The following is a 17,282-nucleotide window of genomic DNA, read 5'->3' as shown; positions in this document are numbered from 1 at the left end:
GCAGGCTCTCCCCACCCGCAGAACCTACGGTAGCCGCCCGCGATGAACGACACCTTTGAATTCCACATCAAACGCCTGCGCTTTGATGAGAACTACCAGCCATCGGACAGCACACGCCTGACCACCAACTTTGCCAATCTGGCACGCGGCAGCAGCCGTGAGCAGAACCTGCGCAATACCCTGAAGATGATCGACAACCGCTTCAACAATCTTGCGCACTGGGACAACCCCAGCGCCGATCGCTATTCGGTCGAGCTTGAGATCATCTCCGCCGAGATGTCGGTTGGGCCGCAAGCAGACGCTGTGGCTTTCCCGTTGATCGAAATACTGAAAACCACCATCGTCGACCACGCCAGCAACACCCGCATCGACGGCATCGCCGGCAACAACTTCTCCTCCTATGTGCGTGACTACGACTTCAGCGTGCTGCTGCCGGCTTATAACGATGGCCGCACCAGCTTTGCCGCACCCGAGGACTTTGGTGACCTGCATGGCAAGCTGTTCAAGCACTTCATGAATTCGCCGGCCTACAAGCAACACTTCGGCAAGCCGCCGGTGATCTGCATCAGCGCCTCCAGCAGCAAGACCTACCACCGCACCGGCAACGAACACCCGGTACTGGGCGTGGAGTACCTGCAGAACGCGTTGTCCTCCACCGACCAGTACTTCGCCAAGATGGGCATGCAGGTGCGCTTCTTCATGCCGCCCAATGGTGCGGCGCCGCTGGCCTTCTACTTCTGCGGCGACCTGCTGGGCGACTACAGCGACCTGGAGCTGATCGGCACCATCAGCACGATGGAGACGTTCCAGAAAATCTACCGGCCCGAGATCTACAACGCCAACTCCGCCGCCGGCAGCGTCTATCAGCCCAGCCTCAAGCACCAGGACTACTCGCTGACCAAGATCGTCTACGACCGCGAGGAACGCAGCCAGCTGGCCGTCAAACAAGGCCGCTACACCGAAGCGCACTTCATCACCCCGTACCGCGACGTGCTGACGCACTGGGCCGCGAACTGCGCCGCCTGATCAACCGTACAGAACTGAACCGAACAATCCACCATGAAAAAACTATTGCCAACGTCCACCGCCGGCAGTCTGCCCAAGCCTGCGTGGCTGGCCGAACCGGAAAAGCTCTGGTCCCCCTGGAAATTGCAGGGCGATGAACTGACCGAGGCCAAGCAGGATGCCCTGCGTTTGGCGCTGCACGAGCAGCAGCACGCGGGCATCGACATCGTCAGTGACGGCGAACAGACCCGGCAGCACTTTGTCACCACCTTCATCGAGCACCTGGACGGCGTGGATTTCACCAAGCGCGAGACGGTGAGGATCCGCGACCGCTATGACGCCAGCGTACCTACCGTGGTCGGCGCGGTGAGCCGGCAGAAGCCGGTCTTCGTCGAGGACGCCAAATTCCTGCGCCAGCAGACCCGGCAGCCGATCAAGTGGGCCCTGCCCGGCCCGATGACCATGATCGACACGCTTTACGATGCGCACTATCGCAGCCGCGAGAAGCTGGCCTGGGAATTCGCCACCCTTCTCAACCAGGAGGCCAGGGAGCTGGAGGCAGCGGGGGTGGACATCATCCAGTTCGACGAACCCGCCTTCAACGTGTTCTTCGACGAGGTCAATGACTGGGGCGTAGCCACCCTGGAGCGCGCCATCGAAGGGCTCACGTGCGAAACCGCGGTGCACATCTGCTACGGCTACGGCATCAAGGCCAATACCGACTGGAAAAAGACCTTGGGTTCGGAATGGCGCCAGTATGAGGAGTCCTTCCCCAAGCTCCAGCAGTCCAGCCTCGACATCATCTCGCTGGAATGCCAGAACTCGCACGTACCGATCGACCTGATCGAACTGGTGCGCGGCAAGAAGGTGATGGTGGGTGCCATCGATGTGGCAAGCAATACCATTGAAGCGCCCGAGGACGTGGCTGCCACCCTGCGCAAGGCATTGCAGTTCGTCGATGCGGACAAGCTCTACCCGTCCACCAACTGCGGCATGGCGCCGTTGCCACGGCAGGTCGCCCGCGGCAAGTTGCATGCACTGAGTGCCGGCGCGGAAATCATCCGCCGCGAGCTGTCAGCCTGATCCGAGGTTAGCGCCCATGTGCCGAGCGCGCAGCTATCGGTGACCTGCGCCTTGCCGTGGGCCTGCCCTTCCTCGGTTGGTGGGCAAGCCCAACCCAACTCCAATCCTGAGGAGACGGGGACTGGACGTGGTGAAGTGCCCTTCCGCATAGCGGATCGTCGGCTTCCTGCTGCGGCCTGCACTTTTCCCCGGATCGTCTCTCACATCGGGCTTCTACACGGCTGTGGGCCGCTGATGCGTCGCGCGCCTTTTGTGCATCCGAAGAAAGCCCTGCGCAGCCGGCTTCAGCGCACCGCATCGATCCACTGCAGCCAGCAATCTCTCGACGGGATCGATGCACGGCTGCACCTCTGCAAGGACACCGCTTTTGCGCCAAGCATGAGCGGGCGCTACAGCCGCGCGGACGACGCCATGGCGTGCTTCCTTTCCAGCAGGTTGATAAGTGGGCCCTTCAGAAAGCACCTCGCGCCGTAGGAGCCTCCATGCCACTCCCAACTGCCTCGGTGGCACCGCCTGACGAGCTCGAAGCAGCACCCCAACATCGCAGGCCAGAAATCCCAAGGCCGTTGAAAAGCAACTTCCTCGTAACGATCGCCCCTCATTGTCCTCACTGTAACAACGGATGGCCCACAGCACGGCACGCCACCGACGGGCTAGTGGTTGCCCTCAGCCCCCTCCAGCCAGGCATCAAATACCTTTCGGGCAATAGGCGCAGCAGCGCGCCCGCCGTAGCCGCCACCCTCGACAGCAACTGCAATGGCAATCTGCGGGTCATCCGCCGGGGCAAAGCCCACGAACAGCGCCCTATGCCGAAGATGCAGGGGCAAGCTTCTGGGATCGACGGCAGCGATCCCTTTGCGGCCTACAACCTGCGCGGTTCCCGTTTTCCCCGCCATTGGGTAACTGGCCCCGATGGCTGCCCGCCATGCCCCGCCGCCAGGACGCATTGTTGCTGCCATCCCATCACGAACGGCTTGTACGTTCCCTGCGTTCGGACTGATGGGTTTGCTTGCCCTCTCAGGCACGGCCACCCAGTCGCCATCAAATCCAGCCCGCTGCCGGGTAACCAACTGCGGTTGCCGGAGCCAACCATTGGCTATGCCCGACACTGCCCGTACCAGCTGGAGCGGCGTCACCTTCCAGTCCCCCTGGCCAATGCTGATGTTGACCGTATCCCCCGGGTACCATTTCTGCTTCCTTCTACGCAGCTTGTCGGCAGGCGATGGGAGGATTCCATCAATCTCACCAGGCAGATCTATGCCAGTAACCTGGCCAAATCCGTAGTAGCTCATGTAGCTGTCGAGTCTTTCAATGCCGAGGTCCAGCGCCAACCTGTAGTAGTAGGTGTTGACCGATTCGGCAATCGACTTGCTCAGGTCTGTCCAGCCGTGCCCACCGCGATGCGAATCGCCCCAACCCCTTGAGTAACCGGGCAGATGGAACATACCGGTTGAAAGGACCCGGTCTTGCGGGTGCCTGAGCCCCGCATCCAGGCCGGCCAGTCCTATGAGCGGCTTGATCGTCGAGCCCGGTGCAACGCCACCAAGTACAAGTCGATTGAACTGGGGCCGCGAAGGGTTGGAGTTCAAGACGGCGAACTGTTCGTGTGTGATCCCGCCCACGAACAGACCCGGATCAAACGAGGGGAGACTGACCATTGCCAGGACCTCCCCACTTCTCGGATCCATCGCAATGGCGGCACCTTCCTGATCAGCAAACGCCTCAGCCATGACGCGTTGCAGCTCCACGTCAATCGACAGCTGCAGGTCCTTGCCCGCATGCGCGGGCACGCGGCCCACTGTGCGCATCGGCCGACCGCTTGCGTTTATCTCGACCTGCTCATATCCAAATCTTCCACGCAGCGCCTCCTCGTAGTAGCGCTCGATTCCGGTTTTTCCTACGTAAGGCAGAAATGCCGCCTCATCGCCAATACGCTCCATGTCGGCATCATTGGGTCGGCCTACATAGCCGATGACATGCGCCAGAAGATCGCCATAGGCATATCGGCGAACCAGATGGGACTGTAGTTCAACCCCCGGGAATCGCCAGAGGTCCACTGCAAACCGGGCCATTTCCTCTTCCGTCAGTTGACTCTTCAGCGCAACCGACTCCCCCCGCCTGCGCAGCTGTAGGCCCTGATTGAAGGCTTGAATGTCGGACTCGGCAAGCGGAATGACTGACGAAACCTCGCTGAGCATGGTCTTGATATCGGAAACCTGCTCCGGATTGACGACCAGTTGAAAGGAGGCAACATTGTCTGCAAGCAACCGGCCTTTCCTGTCGTAGATGACGCCTCGAGCCGGGATCACCGGAGCGGGCCGGATCCGATTCCGGTCGGAGCGGGTGGCATATGTTTCGTGATCCATTACCTGCAGCTTGAAGTACCAGCCGCTTAGCCCCGCAAAGCACAAACAGACAGAAATGAAGCCGACCAGTGCACGGGTCCTGAATTGATCTGCACCATGGCGAGACCCACCGTATCCTCGTCGCATCTGAATCCCATACTTCTGGACCCGCACGCCTGGGGCCCCAAGGCCACTACCCCTGCGTGATCGCAGGCGACGCACGAATCATCTCTCACAGCAGATGAGCCCTGGAGCAGCCCGCTGCCCACGCCCCATCCCCACCACTTCCACCGGACTCGCTCACTCAGCCGCTGGCATCGGCATGACGGGCGTATCTCTGCGCCATCACGGCACAGACCATCAGTTGCAGTTGGTGAAAGATCATCAGTGGCAACAATGCAGGCCCCAGCATTGCACCGGCGAACAGCACGCTGGCCATCGGCACACCGTTGGCCAGGCTCTTCTTGGATCCACAGAACACTATGGTGATGCGGTCTTCTCGATTGAACCCGAGGTACCGTCCCAACCAGGAAGTGAGGCCTAGAATGAGCGCCAGAAGGATGCAGCAGATGACGCCGAGTCCGATCAACTGCCTGGCGTCAACGGCAGTCCAGAGCCCCTCCACAACCGACGCGCTCATCGCCGTGTAGACCACAAGCAGAATGGAACTTTGATCCACGGCGCCCAGAACGTCGCGATGCCGATCAATCCACGCGCCAATCAGCGGCCGCGACAGATGCCCTGCGATGAAAGGAACCAGCAGTTCGAGACTGATGGCGAGTATCGCATCAAGCAAGGACGCGCCTGTGCCAATACGAACCCCCAGAAGCAGAGCGACCAGCAGCGGAGTCAGGACAATACCGAGAATGCTGGATGCGGAAGCACTGCATATCGCAGCTGGAACATTCCCCTTCGCAAGCGAAGTAAAAGCGATGGCCGACTGCACGGTTCCTGGCAGGACGCAGAGAAAGACGATCCCGATGGCCAGTGGTTCTCCCACCAAACCCTGAATCACAGGCCTCAACCCGACGCCCAGCAGAGGAAAGACAAGGAAGGTACATGCAAAAACAAGGATGTGAAGTCGCCAATGGGTCAGCCCGGCGACTATCGCGCCCCTTGAGAGCTTGGCGCCATGCATGAAGAAGAGCAGGGTAATTGCGAAGTTCGTCAACCAATGAAACAGGAGCGCTCCCCGATCCGTCGCCGGCAACACAGTTGCAACGACAACTACGGCAATCAGGATGATGGTGAATCTGTCAAAAAATGTTCGTATATGCTGGAACAGCATGACGCTTACCTTGGGAGCAAGGAGGGCGAGACAGTACCTCGCTCCTCGCTTGAGCTTTATCGGTAAACAGAAGTGAACTATCGCCGAAACGACACCAATGCGATTCTGCTGGGCCAGCTCCATGGATTGGACGAGCTGCCGATGCCGCTGTTCGGCGCGCGGGATTCGCTGGCCAATCGGGCAATTTCAGCACTCCACAGCCACCCTTGGGCGCAACTTTCGTATGCGGTGGAAGGCACTCTTACCGTGGAGACACGTCAAAGAAGGCTCATAGCATTGCCCGACAGGGCGGTATGGATCCCCCCCGGGGTTGAGCATGGCGTGAGCGCAAGCGACGGCACCAGGATCGGCAGCATCTACCTGGCAGCCGATCTGCTTCCTGACAGGCGCTGCGGCGTACTGCGGGTAAGTCCTCTGCTTCGCGAGCTCATCATCGAATTCGGCGATATCCAGATCAACTACGATGCCGGCGGCGCCGACGGGCGGCTGGCAAGCGTCTTGATTGACCGACTTGCCGCTGCCCCGTGCTGCCAGCTCGATCTCCCTTGGCCAGGGCATCCCGGCCTGCGCCGGATCTGCGAAGTGCTTTCAGAACATCCGGGTTCGACACAGCGCATGGCCGATTTTGGTGCCCAGCTCGGCATGAGCGAGAAGACGATGGGCAGACATTTTGTTGCCGAGACCGGCCTAACCTTTCGTCAATGGCGTCAACGGAGCCGGCTGCTGGCATCCCTCCCCCTGCTCGAGGCGGGCATGCGAATAACGGATGTGGCTGTGGAATGCGGTTACGACAGCCTCTCCGCTTTCATTGCTTCATTCCGGGAACTGATCGGCTGTACTCCTGGACAGTATGTTCAGACCCGAAGAATGCGTCGCCAGTCCAACTGATGGATTGCCGCGGGAGAATGCTCCCTCCCCTGCGGGACCAGGCGGTCGTCATCAACCGCCCCCTGGGTTTGATACACAGGTCCAACTCCAGATCCCGATAGATGCAATACGTGTTTGGGCTTCAGGCAAAGCCCTTCGCGTAGCGCAGGCACGTGCATGAACCAGTTGCGTCGTCCAGCGCGGTCACCCTTCTTTGCCATGGGCTGCGCCGGTGCCATAGATGCTATCGGTCCATGATCCGAGCATGGGAGCACGTGCATAGGCACCGGCGATGTATCCCGGAGTCAAGCGGGGTGCAGGTCGTGGGGAGTTGCGCTGGGCATGCGATTGCAGGCGGACAGAATAGGGGGTTTGTCGACGCATTGGCATTACATGCGGGCCAAGGCTGCCTCCCGATAGAACCGCCCGCCACGACGGGGAATTGGTAATAAACCGGGTAAAGCTTTTGCCTCCACCAACGCTCCAGCCGAACCAGATGGGGTTAGCCAACCAAATGGCATCCAGACGACGGCCCTCGACCGCTGCGCAGATAAGGCCAAAAATGCACCTGATGCGAAGACGTTCGTCTCGGCTTGGGCAACCCTTACCCGCTCGAACGTGGAAATTCCTGTTGGAGCGGCGTCAGGCCCGACTCGGCTCCAGCAGGTGGTCAGGAAAGCGAACAAAAATCGTTGTCCCAATACCCAGCCGACTTTCTGCATTTACACTACCGCCAGCCCGTTCGACAAGATCACGAACGACGGAAAGGCCAAGTCCACTCCCCTCTCCGCGCGGCTTGGTTGTAAAGAACGGATCGAACGCTTGTGCCAGCACCTCATCCTGCATGCCTTCTCCAGAGTCCGCCAATCCCAGGACCAGCGCATCGTCATCCATGTACGCTCGAAGGAAGAATTCACCACCATCAGGCATCGCATGATCAGCGTTGGCAGCGACATTCAGCACCATGAGATCGAACTGTAATCGATCAAAGAACACTGCGGGCAGCCCATCGTTCACTATGACTTCGATCTTCACCGTCGCTCCCATCAACTGCCGGATCATCGGCAGCATCGACCTCAAAGCTTCACCAGGATCAAACCATTCTTCCGCTCCTTTCTCCTGCCGTACCAGCGACAGCAGCCGACGATTCAGTAAGGTGGCACGCTTAACCGCCAGATCCACCCCCTTCAGAGATTCCTGCATCTTCGCCTCATCCGGAGAGTTCAGCCCGATGTGCACGTAGCCACTCGCCACGGCCAGAACGTTCCCGAAATCATGCGCAATGCCACTGGCAAGCCTTCCGACGGCTTCCATTTTCTGAGCTTGAATCAGCTGCGAGAACGTGCGCTCTCGCTCTGCCATCTCCTCGGACAGTCGCTGATTGGAAACAACCAATGCATCTCCGCGCGCCTTCGCCTCCTGCAGGCTTTCACGCAGAGCGGCTGAGGTCCGATCCAGCACCACCGATATCATCAGGAACATCGCCGCACTGAAGGCCGCATCGCCGGCAAGCTCCACCGCACTGCCCTGCTTCCCGATATCTACCCCTATGCCCAATGCGAACGCGACCGCAATACTGAAGAACATCGCCCATAGCGCCGCACGCCCCACAACCAACGCAGCGATCGCCATCCAGATTGCCAGCACCGGTTGTTCAAAGCGCTGTGCGCCAAAACCTGAGATCAAGTACGCAGGAATGACCGTTGCAACGAAAACACACAGCAATGCATACGAGGCCGCCTTGAACCTTCCCTTGCGGACGAGCACAAAGCTCGTTGCGGAGACGAGGCTCACCGACAAAGACAGCACCATGTTCGCGATCTCGCCCGACCTCCATGGTATATCCACCAGGAAAGCCCGATAGCACCAAGCGCCAGTAGGCAATGCCGCCAGCAGAAATGAGATAAGTTGAAGCATCGCCGCATTTCTGCGATCGACCGCGTCGGCAATCGGCACGCTCCGCAACCACTTAAACATTTGACGCCATGAGCCCAATCCCTTGGCCAACTGACTCGTCAATGCCGTCGTGACCTTGTCATCCACCTTTCCGCCCCCTTTACGCAATCGTGTTCATCATCAGCTCGCACATTCCCACTTCGAAAATGTAACAGCCAGCCGGCGTCTGTGCGCCCGCCGTTCCTCCGGGGCATGCAGTCGGTCTACTCGATAACATGCTCAGCGGGCGACACAGGCGTTGCATCATCCGGCCAGTCCTGGCCCCTACACGACGATAGTGCCCGAGTTCGTGGACGACAACGCGGCATTGCAGGCACGTAGCACAAGGCGATCAATCTCGTATTCAACACGGGCATCACCAGCTTCCCCGACACGCATGGTGAGTCGCAGTATGGCAGTGAGCCGGTCGTGCCGCTGACAGGAAGACAACAGCGGGACGTCCCTCTCGAAACCGTCGATGAGTTCAGCCAAGCGGCGCAGCTTTTCAGATGGCATTCAAGGTTGGCCGATAAATTGATGGAGCCATCCGCGCATGGGTGACTGCAACAGCTCGCTGCCTTCCAGGTGTCCAGATACATGCATGGATGTCCCGGAGGCACCGCTCCCAATCGCACCGTGCCGCTCTCAAGCATGGTTGTGCGCGTTCAACGCTCACGCAGCGCCTCTCCCGCACGATTCAGCGGCTTCACAAGGTACTGCCATATGGTCTTGCTACCGGTACGGATATCGGCCGTGGCTATCATGCCCGGCACGATCGGAAACTCTTTCCCTGCTTTGTTTCGCAGCGCATCGCTGTCCGTCCGGATGAACACCCGGTAGTAGACGACCTCGGGCTTGACCTCATCGCGGATGGTATCTGGCGAAATGGTGACGACCTTGCCGGAGAGCCCGCCGTAGATGGCATAGTCGTAGGCGGTGATCTTCACCAAGGCCTCCTGACCGGGATGAATGAAAGCAATGTCGCGCGGCGAGACCTTGGTTTCAACCAACAATTGATCACCCAACGGCACGATCACCATCGCCTGTCCATTTGGCGGCACCACGCCACCAATGGTAGTTACCTCGACATCCTTCACCACGCCGCGTACCGGAGAACGCAGCGTCAGCCGCGTCAACGAATCCGCGCGTCCGCGGACGACGGAGGACAACGACTCAACCTCTGCATTCGCCTTCGCCAGCTCCTCGCGGCTGCGCACCATGTACTCCGAGCGCACCTCGGCAATCTTCAAGCGCAGCTCTGAACTCTGCCGCTGCAGGCGCAGCAGCTCCACACTGCTGGCTGCACCCGTTGCCAGCAACGACTCGGTGATGTGCAGCTCGCGGCTTACCAGATCCAGCGAACGTTGCAGCCCGCCAAGCGACTCGGCCAGGCTGGCACGCCTTGACCTGAACAGTGCGCCTTCGCTGGCAATCAGCTCCGAGTGTGCGGAGACCAGCTCTTCAGGAAAGTGCAGTACCGTCGCTCCCTCCACTTCCGCCTGCAAACGGACCGAACTCGCCAATGCAGCACGATACTTCGCCGCTGTTTCCTCGACACTGGATTCGCCGCGGGTGGGATCCAGCTGCGCCAGCACCTGGTCTTTCTCGACGATGTCACCCTCGGCCACGTTCAACTCAGCCAAGATGCCGCCTTCCAGCGACTGAATCATCTGTTCGCGCGAAATCGGGATCACCTTGCCCGTACCGCTTGAGACTTCGTCGATCTCAAACCGCCACGCCCAGACCAGAAACAGCAACAGGAGACCGCTGATCCATAGCACCACCCTGGAGGAACCCGTAGCGTGGACCTCGTCGCTACCTGACACCTCATCGGCCTTCCATGCGCTCATGGCTTCCCCTCCACCGGTGCGTCGCTGCCATCCGCGCTTTCGCCACCTTGGCCAACCTGGTCATTCTGGGTCCTCATCCTCACGTTCCCCACCGAGAGCTTGTACGCCGGTCTGGCTCGCGGGGATCTGGAGGTTCCCACAGCCTTGCCGCGCAGCTTCTCGATGACCTCATCGCGAGGTCCATCCAGCAGCACCTGACCGTTGTCGACCACCAACACGCGTTCCACCAGTTGCAGCATCGCCATGCGATGCGTGGCAATGACCATCGTCGTGGTTTCAGGCAATCCAGCCAGTGTCTGGATGACCCCCTGTTCGGCCGCCTCATCCAGCGACGCGCTTGGCTCATCCAGCAACAGCACGTTCGGATTTCGCACCAGCAACCGTGCCAGCATCAGGCTCTGGCGCTGGCCACCTGACAGACCCAGGCCCCCTTCCAGCACCATGTGGTCCAGGCCATCGGCCAGGGTGCGGACGTACGACCACGCGCCGCCAGCGCGCAGCGCCCTCATCAGTTCCTCATCGGTCGCTGTTGGCGCCCCCATCATCAGGTTCTCGCGCAACGTTCCATGGAACAGACGGGACTCCTGTGAGAGGAAGCCAACATCCCTTCGGACATCCGCAGGATCAATGTGTGAGAGCGGCGTATCGTCCAGCAGTACGTGACCGGACTGGGGCTCCATCATTCCGGAAAGCGCCCGCAGCAACGTCGATTTGCCAGCACCATTGCGACCAAGAATCGCGATCCGTTCGCCGGGCTGGACGTTGAGCCCCCCAATCTTCAGTGCCGGCTGCTGGCCGTCATGACTGAATACCGCATTGGTGAAAACGTAGCTGCCAGCCAGCGACGCACGATGGATGCGCTTGCCGTGGTCCGGGGTATCCACCGGCATCCGCAGCAGGTTGTCCAACGCGTCCTTCGCAATGCGCGCCTGCTGCCAGCGGCTGAGGATCTGGGTCAGGCTGGCAAGCGGTCCCAACATGCGGCTGGACAGCATCGAGGCGGCCACCAGCACACCCGTAGTGATGTCGCCCTCCATCACCATCGGCGCTCCGACGAACACCACGACGGTGAACACACCGGTCTGAACGATCTGGGACCAGTTGCTCAGTGTGCTTGTCAGATCGCGCAGCTTCATGCCGGTATCGGCATTGATCTCATTGTAGTGGTTCCAGTGCGTCTGGAATCGGGACTCTGCCTGCAGCAGCTTGATGTCTTCTATCCCCTGCACGGCCTCGACCAACATCGCATTGCGCAGCGCCGACTCGCGCATGCCCTCCTGCGCCAATGCGCGCAGGCGCTTCTGCAACAGGATTCCAGGCAACACCATGAACACAGCTGCCAGCACCGGAATCCACACCAGGCTACCGGCGATGTACCAGAACATCACGCAGAAAAGCAGGAAAAATGGTACGTCGGCCACGGCAGCGATGGTCGTGGAGGTCAGCATGTCGCGCACGGACTCCAGCTCGCGCAGCTGGGATATGAACGTACCCGTCGATTTTGGCCGTGCGGCGTTACGCACGCGAAGTGCGTGACCAAACACCTTGTCCGATACACGCAGATCAGCGCGCTTGCCCAATACATCGGTGATCCGCGTACGTGCCTGCCGCAACACGTAAGCGAATACCATGGAAAGCAGCACTCCGCCGAACAGCACATACAGCGTGGGCATCGACTGGGCCGGTACAACCCGGTCATACACCTGCATCGAGAACAGGATGCTGGCGATACCGAGAACGTTGGTGACCAGCGATGCCAGAAGGATGTGCCAGTATGGCCGCATGTCGGCCAATACCAGTTGGCGCAACCAGCCCGGCTCGAATGGCTTGATGTACTCATCGACGCGACTGTCCGGCACCGAGCGCATCGGGCGTGCCACTGCCATGCGGACCACCGCCGCATCCAGCGCCGCGGCATCCAATGTGGTGGGCAGGCCGCTATCGCCACCGAGCTCCAGGGTGAACCCCGCCGCCGTCATGGCCGTCACGACACCGACCTGTCCGTCGTTCAGCTGCACCATCAAAGGCAGGCGCCATGGGGTCAGACAGCTGGGTTCCGGCGCCACCCAGCGCAACGCCAGCCCAACCTGGCGTGCCAGCTGCGGCACACGCTGCTCCAGCGGCCGCTGCTCACCAGCTTTTCCATCCCATGCCGCTGCAATACGAATCGCTTCAGGCGAACAGTCGATGCGGTAGTGATTCGCCACGCACAGGATCGCATCGACCCAGCCGTTCATGTCCTGCGGGGCATTCGCCCCGGTCCCTGCGGAGCCGCTCATGGGGTCAGCTCCACGCCAGCCAGTGTGTGGCCATCCAGACGGAAAGCACGACGCAGACCTCCACCTGCAGCCAGGCAATCCACCTGCATGCGCTGCAGATCGAGCATGTTGTTCACGCTTTCCACTCTCGCACCATGGAACTCCTGCTCGGCATTGAGCAGGTCCAGCAAGGAACGTGTTCCCAGATCCAGGTACTGTTGCCGGTACAGGTCGCGCGTATGTTCGATGCTGCCGGTACGCTCGTCCAACACGCTTCTGCGGCCGGCATAACCTTTCGCGCGTGACCGCGCGTCTGTCAGCTCCTGACTGGCCTGCAACCGTACATGCTCCAATGCTGCCTCTGCCGCTGACAGCGAATGACCAGATGCCCGCCGCCGCGCGGCGTTACCGCCACCTTGGTAAAGAGGTGCCGTCACGTTCAGCGAAATCGACGCGTCGTAGGGCCTGTTGATGCGTGAATCGGCATTCAGGCCGCGGCTTACGGCGCCATCCACGGACAACGTAGGCCGGCTCTGTGCGCGAGCATTCTCCACATCCGCCTGCGCCGCGCGAAGTTGCGCCTGAGCGATCAGCACCGCCGGCACTGACTGCGACCCGGCATCGCCTCCAACGATGTCGCAGGCACCAGCAAGTTGCGTGTCCGCCAGGCCTTCCGTCACGGGCAATCGTGGCGCACCGGTGAGCTGCCGCAGTTGCAGGCGCCAACGTTCCAGTTGAGCGGTGACCTCCAGAAGATTGGCGAATGCAGCTTCTTCACGTGCCTGTGCCTGCAGTTCATCAGACAACGGACTGGCTCCCTTCGCGCGACGCTCGCGTGCCAGGTCAGCGATGGACCCCACCCCCGAGCGCTGTGCCTTGGCGAGTTCCAACAACGCTTCGTAACGACTGACTTCGATCCACGCATGCGCGGTTTCCTGCACAAGCTGGTCAATCGCCAGCAGGACTCTCGCCTGGGAACCCTCGCGGTCGGCTTGCGCACGATCAACATCACTGGAGACCTTGCCGAAGTCGTAGAGCATCTGGGAGGCGGATACGGTCAGCTGATGAACGCTGCGACTGTCGTATCCCGACAGAGCGCGGTTGCGCCAGTCCGAGCCAAGCCCTGCACGCAGTTGCGGGTAGTAGCCGGCACGCGCTACCTGGATCGCTTCGTCCGACTCCATCAGGTAGCCCGCAGCATTGCGTATGCTCGGATGCCACTTCACGGCCATTTCCACTGCCTGGCCCAGTTCCAGCGCCATCGGTAGCGATGGGCCCGCCATGTCCTGCTGCCCCGGCGTGACAGAACGCGCAAGATCCGCTGCCGGTGCGGTGTTGGTCAGGACGACAAGCAGGGCTGCCGCCCATCGAGCCAACGCATGTCGATCCATCAAGAGATTCTTCATTTCAGATACGTGTTTTTACAATCGAGGATTGGCTGAGGAACACACCGAACGCCGACGTCCACCCGGCAACGTCCCGAGTCCAGCGTCACCATCAACAGCCGTCGGATTCCACATCCAACACAAAAAGAGCGGGCCGCTGTGGCGGCCCGCAACAAGGAAGGATCTACGTGCTTCCATCCCCCGTTCCAACCTTGGTCAATCGACCGGCGTAATGGTGATGGCGACGCGGCGGTTGGGCTTGAGGCAGGCGCGCAGCTCGGGGGTGGAACGCTCCCCTTCACAATGTTTGACCTGCTCAGCCAAACCACGTCCTGACGTGGTGATCCTGTCGACGGCGATGCCACGATCCACCAGGTAAGCAGCTACCGCCTGCGCACGCTGCTCGGACAATCGTTGATTGTAGGCAGCGCTGCCAAGCCGGTCGGTATGGCCAACGATGTCGGCCTTGCTGTTGTTCCCAACCAGCTTGGCGGCTACGCCGTCGAGAACCTGCATGCCATCGACACTGAGCAGGTCCTTATCGAAGTCGAACAGGAAATCGCCCGACAGATCGATCCGTTCAGGCGTCGCTGGCGTCGCTGGCGTCGTCTGCGGGGTCAATGCCGCCATGGCCAGTCGGCACTGGTAACGCCGCCAGGAGGTCTCGCGCACGGTTGTTCCGTCAGCTTCGAACACCACCTTGTACTGGCACACGATGAAATCTTCATCGGCCACGTCAAGCTTGAGGTTGTAGTTCCACTCAGCCCCCCGCTCACCGTTCTCGGTGGACAGCGGTGCACCCAGCAGCTCGCGTACCTGCCCTTCGTTGATCCCCGGCTTCACGCTCAGGATCTGAGCAGTTGGGATGCGCCGTCCGTCGCGCTGGAATGGTTCGTCGTAGTCGGGGATTTCCATCGTCACGTCACTGTATTCCAGCCCGTGTGGATTGATGTCCGCCGCGCTGCTACGACTTTGGGCATGGCTCGCAAACGGAGCCAACAGTGCAACCGCCAGCATGCTTGTCAGGAGTTTCTTGTTCATTTCTTGACCTCGATTCTTCAGGAAAGCGGGAACGTCCAGCCCTTGCGGGGCGGGTACCACGCCATCGATTCCGATGGAACCGGATGGACCGCTGGCCAACCCGGCTCCAGATGCGTCACACCATCGCTTGATGATGCTGGTCCAATTCATCCAGCGGATGCACCAGGGGCAATGGCATCGCGACCGGCGTAAGCGGACCGGAGAAGGTCTGCATGTCGCCGCCAGGCAGTGATGCATCCAGGCTTCCACTCCCGTACGACACGACCAGATCGCTCAACGCCGGCAAGGCATGCGCTTGTTCGCCCGGCATGCCGGTGATGCTGTCGTCAGCATGGAAGGCGAATGACGTTCCGCCATCTGCACTATCCGGCAGGACGGTGCCCACCGGATGGACCGTGATGGTCAAGGTCGACGACGCCGTGTCGCCATCGTTGTCGATCAGTGTGAAGCCGATGTCCTCTACGCGGGTGCCCGAATCGATGATCGGCGGGGTGTAGCTGTACTCCCCGGTCTCCATGTTGACGATCAGCCGGCCTCCGGTATTGACGGAGCCATTTGGACCTTCGGTAAGGATGTTCCAGGTGTTGGTCGCCGCATCGAACAAACCGTTGGCAACACCACCCGTCACGCTTCCGTCGTCATGGTAGGTCCGGCCGTTGACAGTGATATCGAGCAGACCGCCGCCATCGGCACCGAGACCAGAGTTGCCTCCGAGGGTGCCGTCCATATCCACGACCGCACCTTGCGCAGCATCGATGGCCGAGTCTCGCAGGATCGGCGGCAGGTCATCGATATCGTTCACGAAGACGGAATCGGTGTCCTCGTTGTTGATACCGTCATAGGCGATGCGGTCCATGTTGCCGCGTGCGTTGGCCTGCTGCCCCGTCGGAACCTCCATGCCAAATACCTGGGAGAGGATCTTGTTGGCTTCCAGGAAGTCGATCCAGGCATCCTCTTCCGCATCATTGATGCCGGTTCCAGCTGAACCAGGAATGCCCCAGTTGCTGCTCTGATTGGGCTCGCCATCCGTCAGGAAGTAGGAAACATTCTTGCCTCCAACGATCTTGCCTGGATCATCGAATGCGTCCATCGCCTTGAGCAGGGCAGCGTCATAGTTGGTTCCATTGCTGTTCGCGTTGATGCCATTGACATATGCCTTGGCCGCGTCGATGTCACCCCATGAGGTCCCCCAGGCCTGGGTCCCTGTGGCTGTGCCGAACACCACGATCTGTACTGCGACATTCCCGAGCCCGGCATAGGTATCGAGCAGCTCGGTTACTGCAGCCTTCATGCCGGCAACCCTGCTCGCGGTCATGCTGCTTGAGATATCCAGGATCAACATGACGTTGGTGTCCTGCTCAGGCAGCACCACGTCTACCGAACCCGGGTTGGCAACAGGTGCATCGTCGTGCACCGTCACAGTCAGAGTGCCAGTAGCTGGCGGATTGACGCCATCGTCAGCGGTTACCGTCAGGCCGATATCCAGGGCCTGATCCTCGCTACCCGAGTGATCAAGCGGTTTCAGCAAGGTGACCGTGTAGTTGCCCTCGTCGTCGATGGTCGCATTGATAACCTCCTCGCCACCTGCCGTGCCGATCAACGGATCGCCCACGGAACCGGTACCACTCCAAGTCACCACCTCGCCACCGGAGGTCAGGCCAGCCGGGCCAGCCAAAGTCACCGTCAGCGGACCGCCCACGGTATCGGGATCGTTGATGTCGACCTGACCGGTCGCGGTGGTCGGACTGTCGTTTCCGTCCGGGAAGCCACCCGGCAGTCCCTCCTCGTACACCTCCGCTTGAGCAGCACTGATGACCGGCGAGCTGTCATCCACGTCCAGCTCGTTGAGCGTGACGGTGATGGTGGTCGTGCCGCCATTGCCGTCGCTGGCCACCACGGTGATCGTGTGGCTGTTGCCCGTGGTCTCGTAGTCGTTCGCCAGCGAGGCAGCACCGGCCGGAGTCAGGGTGATCACACCCGTGCTCGGATCGATCGCGTACCAGCCGTTGTCGTTGCCTGCGCTGATGGCGAAGGTCACGTCATCGCCGTCCACGTCACCGGCCTGGACCTGGCCCAGCTCGACGCCCGCTGCGGTGTTCTCGTTGTAGCTGACCGTGTAGCTGGCCGGCGTCGGGTTGCCCGCACCATCGGTGCCCGGCGGGGTGAAGATCGTGCCCGGTTCGTTCGGGCCGGGCGGCGTGCCGCCCTGGTTCGGGTCTTCAAAC

At 60.7% G+C, this 17,282-nt stretch carries 10 protein-coding genes and 1 pseudogene; 3 read left to right on the top strand and 8 right to left on the bottom strand.

What is annotated here, in order from left to right:
* Positions 1–42: 42 nt before the first annotated feature.
* Both B2527_RS06065 and B2527_RS06060 read left to right on the top strand, forming a co-directional pair.
* Entirely contained in the window at positions 43–1,026 is a 984-nt protein-coding gene (locus B2527_RS06065) for a DUF1852 domain-containing protein (protein WP_293706636.1), read from the top strand.
* 33 nt (positions 1,027–1,059) lie between these two features.
* Positions 1,060–2,088, top strand: a complete 1,029-nt coding sequence (locus tag B2527_RS06060; protein ID WP_293706635.1) for a methionine synthase — start codon at positions 1,060–1,062, stop codon at positions 2,086–2,088.
* A 671-nt stretch (positions 2,089–2,759) separates the two neighbouring features.
* Here the strand turns inward: B2527_RS06060 and mrdA are convergent.
* Both mrdA and B2527_RS06050 read right to left on the bottom strand, forming a co-directional pair.
* Positions 2,760–4,580: pseudogene (gene mrdA / locus B2527_RS06055) on the bottom strand (penicillin-binding protein 2); the annotation flags it as partial.
* Positions 4,581–4,737: 157 nt separating this feature from the next.
* Positions 4,738–5,721 carry a bile acid:sodium symporter family protein gene (locus B2527_RS06050; RefSeq protein WP_293706634.1) on the bottom strand — a complete coding sequence of 328 codons (984 nt, stop codon included), beginning with the start codon at positions 5,719–5,721 and terminating at the stop codon, positions 4,738–4,740.
* Positions 5,722–5,793: 72 nt separating this feature from the next.
* Here B2527_RS06050 and B2527_RS06045 point away from each other — a divergent pair, with 72 nt between their 5' ends.
* Positions 5,794–6,609: an AraC family transcriptional regulator gene (locus tag B2527_RS06045; RefSeq protein WP_293706633.1), complete on the top strand. Its 816-nt coding sequence runs from the start codon at positions 5,794–5,796 to the stop codon at positions 6,607–6,609.
* Positions 6,610–7,230: 621 nt separating this feature from the next.
* On the opposite strand, the gene B2527_RS06040 is transcribed toward B2527_RS06045, so the two are convergent.
* The 6 genes from B2527_RS06040 to B2527_RS06015 form a co-directional block, all read right to left on the bottom strand.
* Entirely contained in the window at positions 7,231–8,631 is a 1,401-nt protein-coding gene (locus tag B2527_RS06040) for a sensor histidine kinase (protein WP_293706632.1), read from the bottom strand.
* Positions 8,632–9,188: 557 nt separating this feature from the next.
* Positions 9,189–10,373 (bottom strand): HlyD family efflux transporter periplasmic adaptor subunit, encoded by a 1,185-nt coding sequence (locus B2527_RS06035; RefSeq protein WP_293706631.1) that lies wholly within the window; start codon positions 10,371–10,373, stop codon positions 9,189–9,191.
* The gene (locus B2527_RS06030; RefSeq protein WP_293706630.1) at positions 10,370–12,652 is read right to left on the bottom strand and encodes a type I secretion system permease/ATPase; all 2,283 of its coding nucleotides are present in this window, start codon (positions 12,650–12,652) and stop codon (positions 10,370–10,372) included. Before B2527_RS06030 ends, B2527_RS06035 begins: the two co-directional genes overlap by 4 nt.
* Complete coding sequence (locus tag B2527_RS06025) at positions 12,649–14,037, bottom strand: TolC family outer membrane protein (protein WP_293706629.1); 1,389 nt, start codon at positions 14,035–14,037, stop codon at positions 12,649–12,651. The genes B2527_RS06030 and B2527_RS06025 overlap by 4 nt, the downstream gene beginning before the upstream one ends.
* Positions 14,038–14,232: 195 nt before the next feature.
* The gene (locus B2527_RS06020; protein WP_293706628.1) at positions 14,233–15,057 is read right to left on the bottom strand and encodes an OmpA family protein; all 825 of its coding nucleotides are present in this window, start codon (positions 15,055–15,057) and stop codon (positions 14,233–14,235) included.
* Positions 15,058–15,172: 115 nt separating this feature from the next.
* Positions 15,173–17,282 (bottom strand): cadherin domain-containing protein (locus B2527_RS06015; protein WP_293706627.1); only part of this gene is annotated, 2,110 nt, incomplete at its 5' end.

Source organism: Stenotrophomonas sp. UBA7606 (assembly GCF_002477705.1).
Classification (GTDB): Bacteria; Pseudomonadota; Gammaproteobacteria; order Xanthomonadales; family Xanthomonadaceae; genus Stenotrophomonas.
Note: the sequence above shows the minus strand (reverse complement) of the source record. Positions and strands in the feature narration are given on the sequence as shown.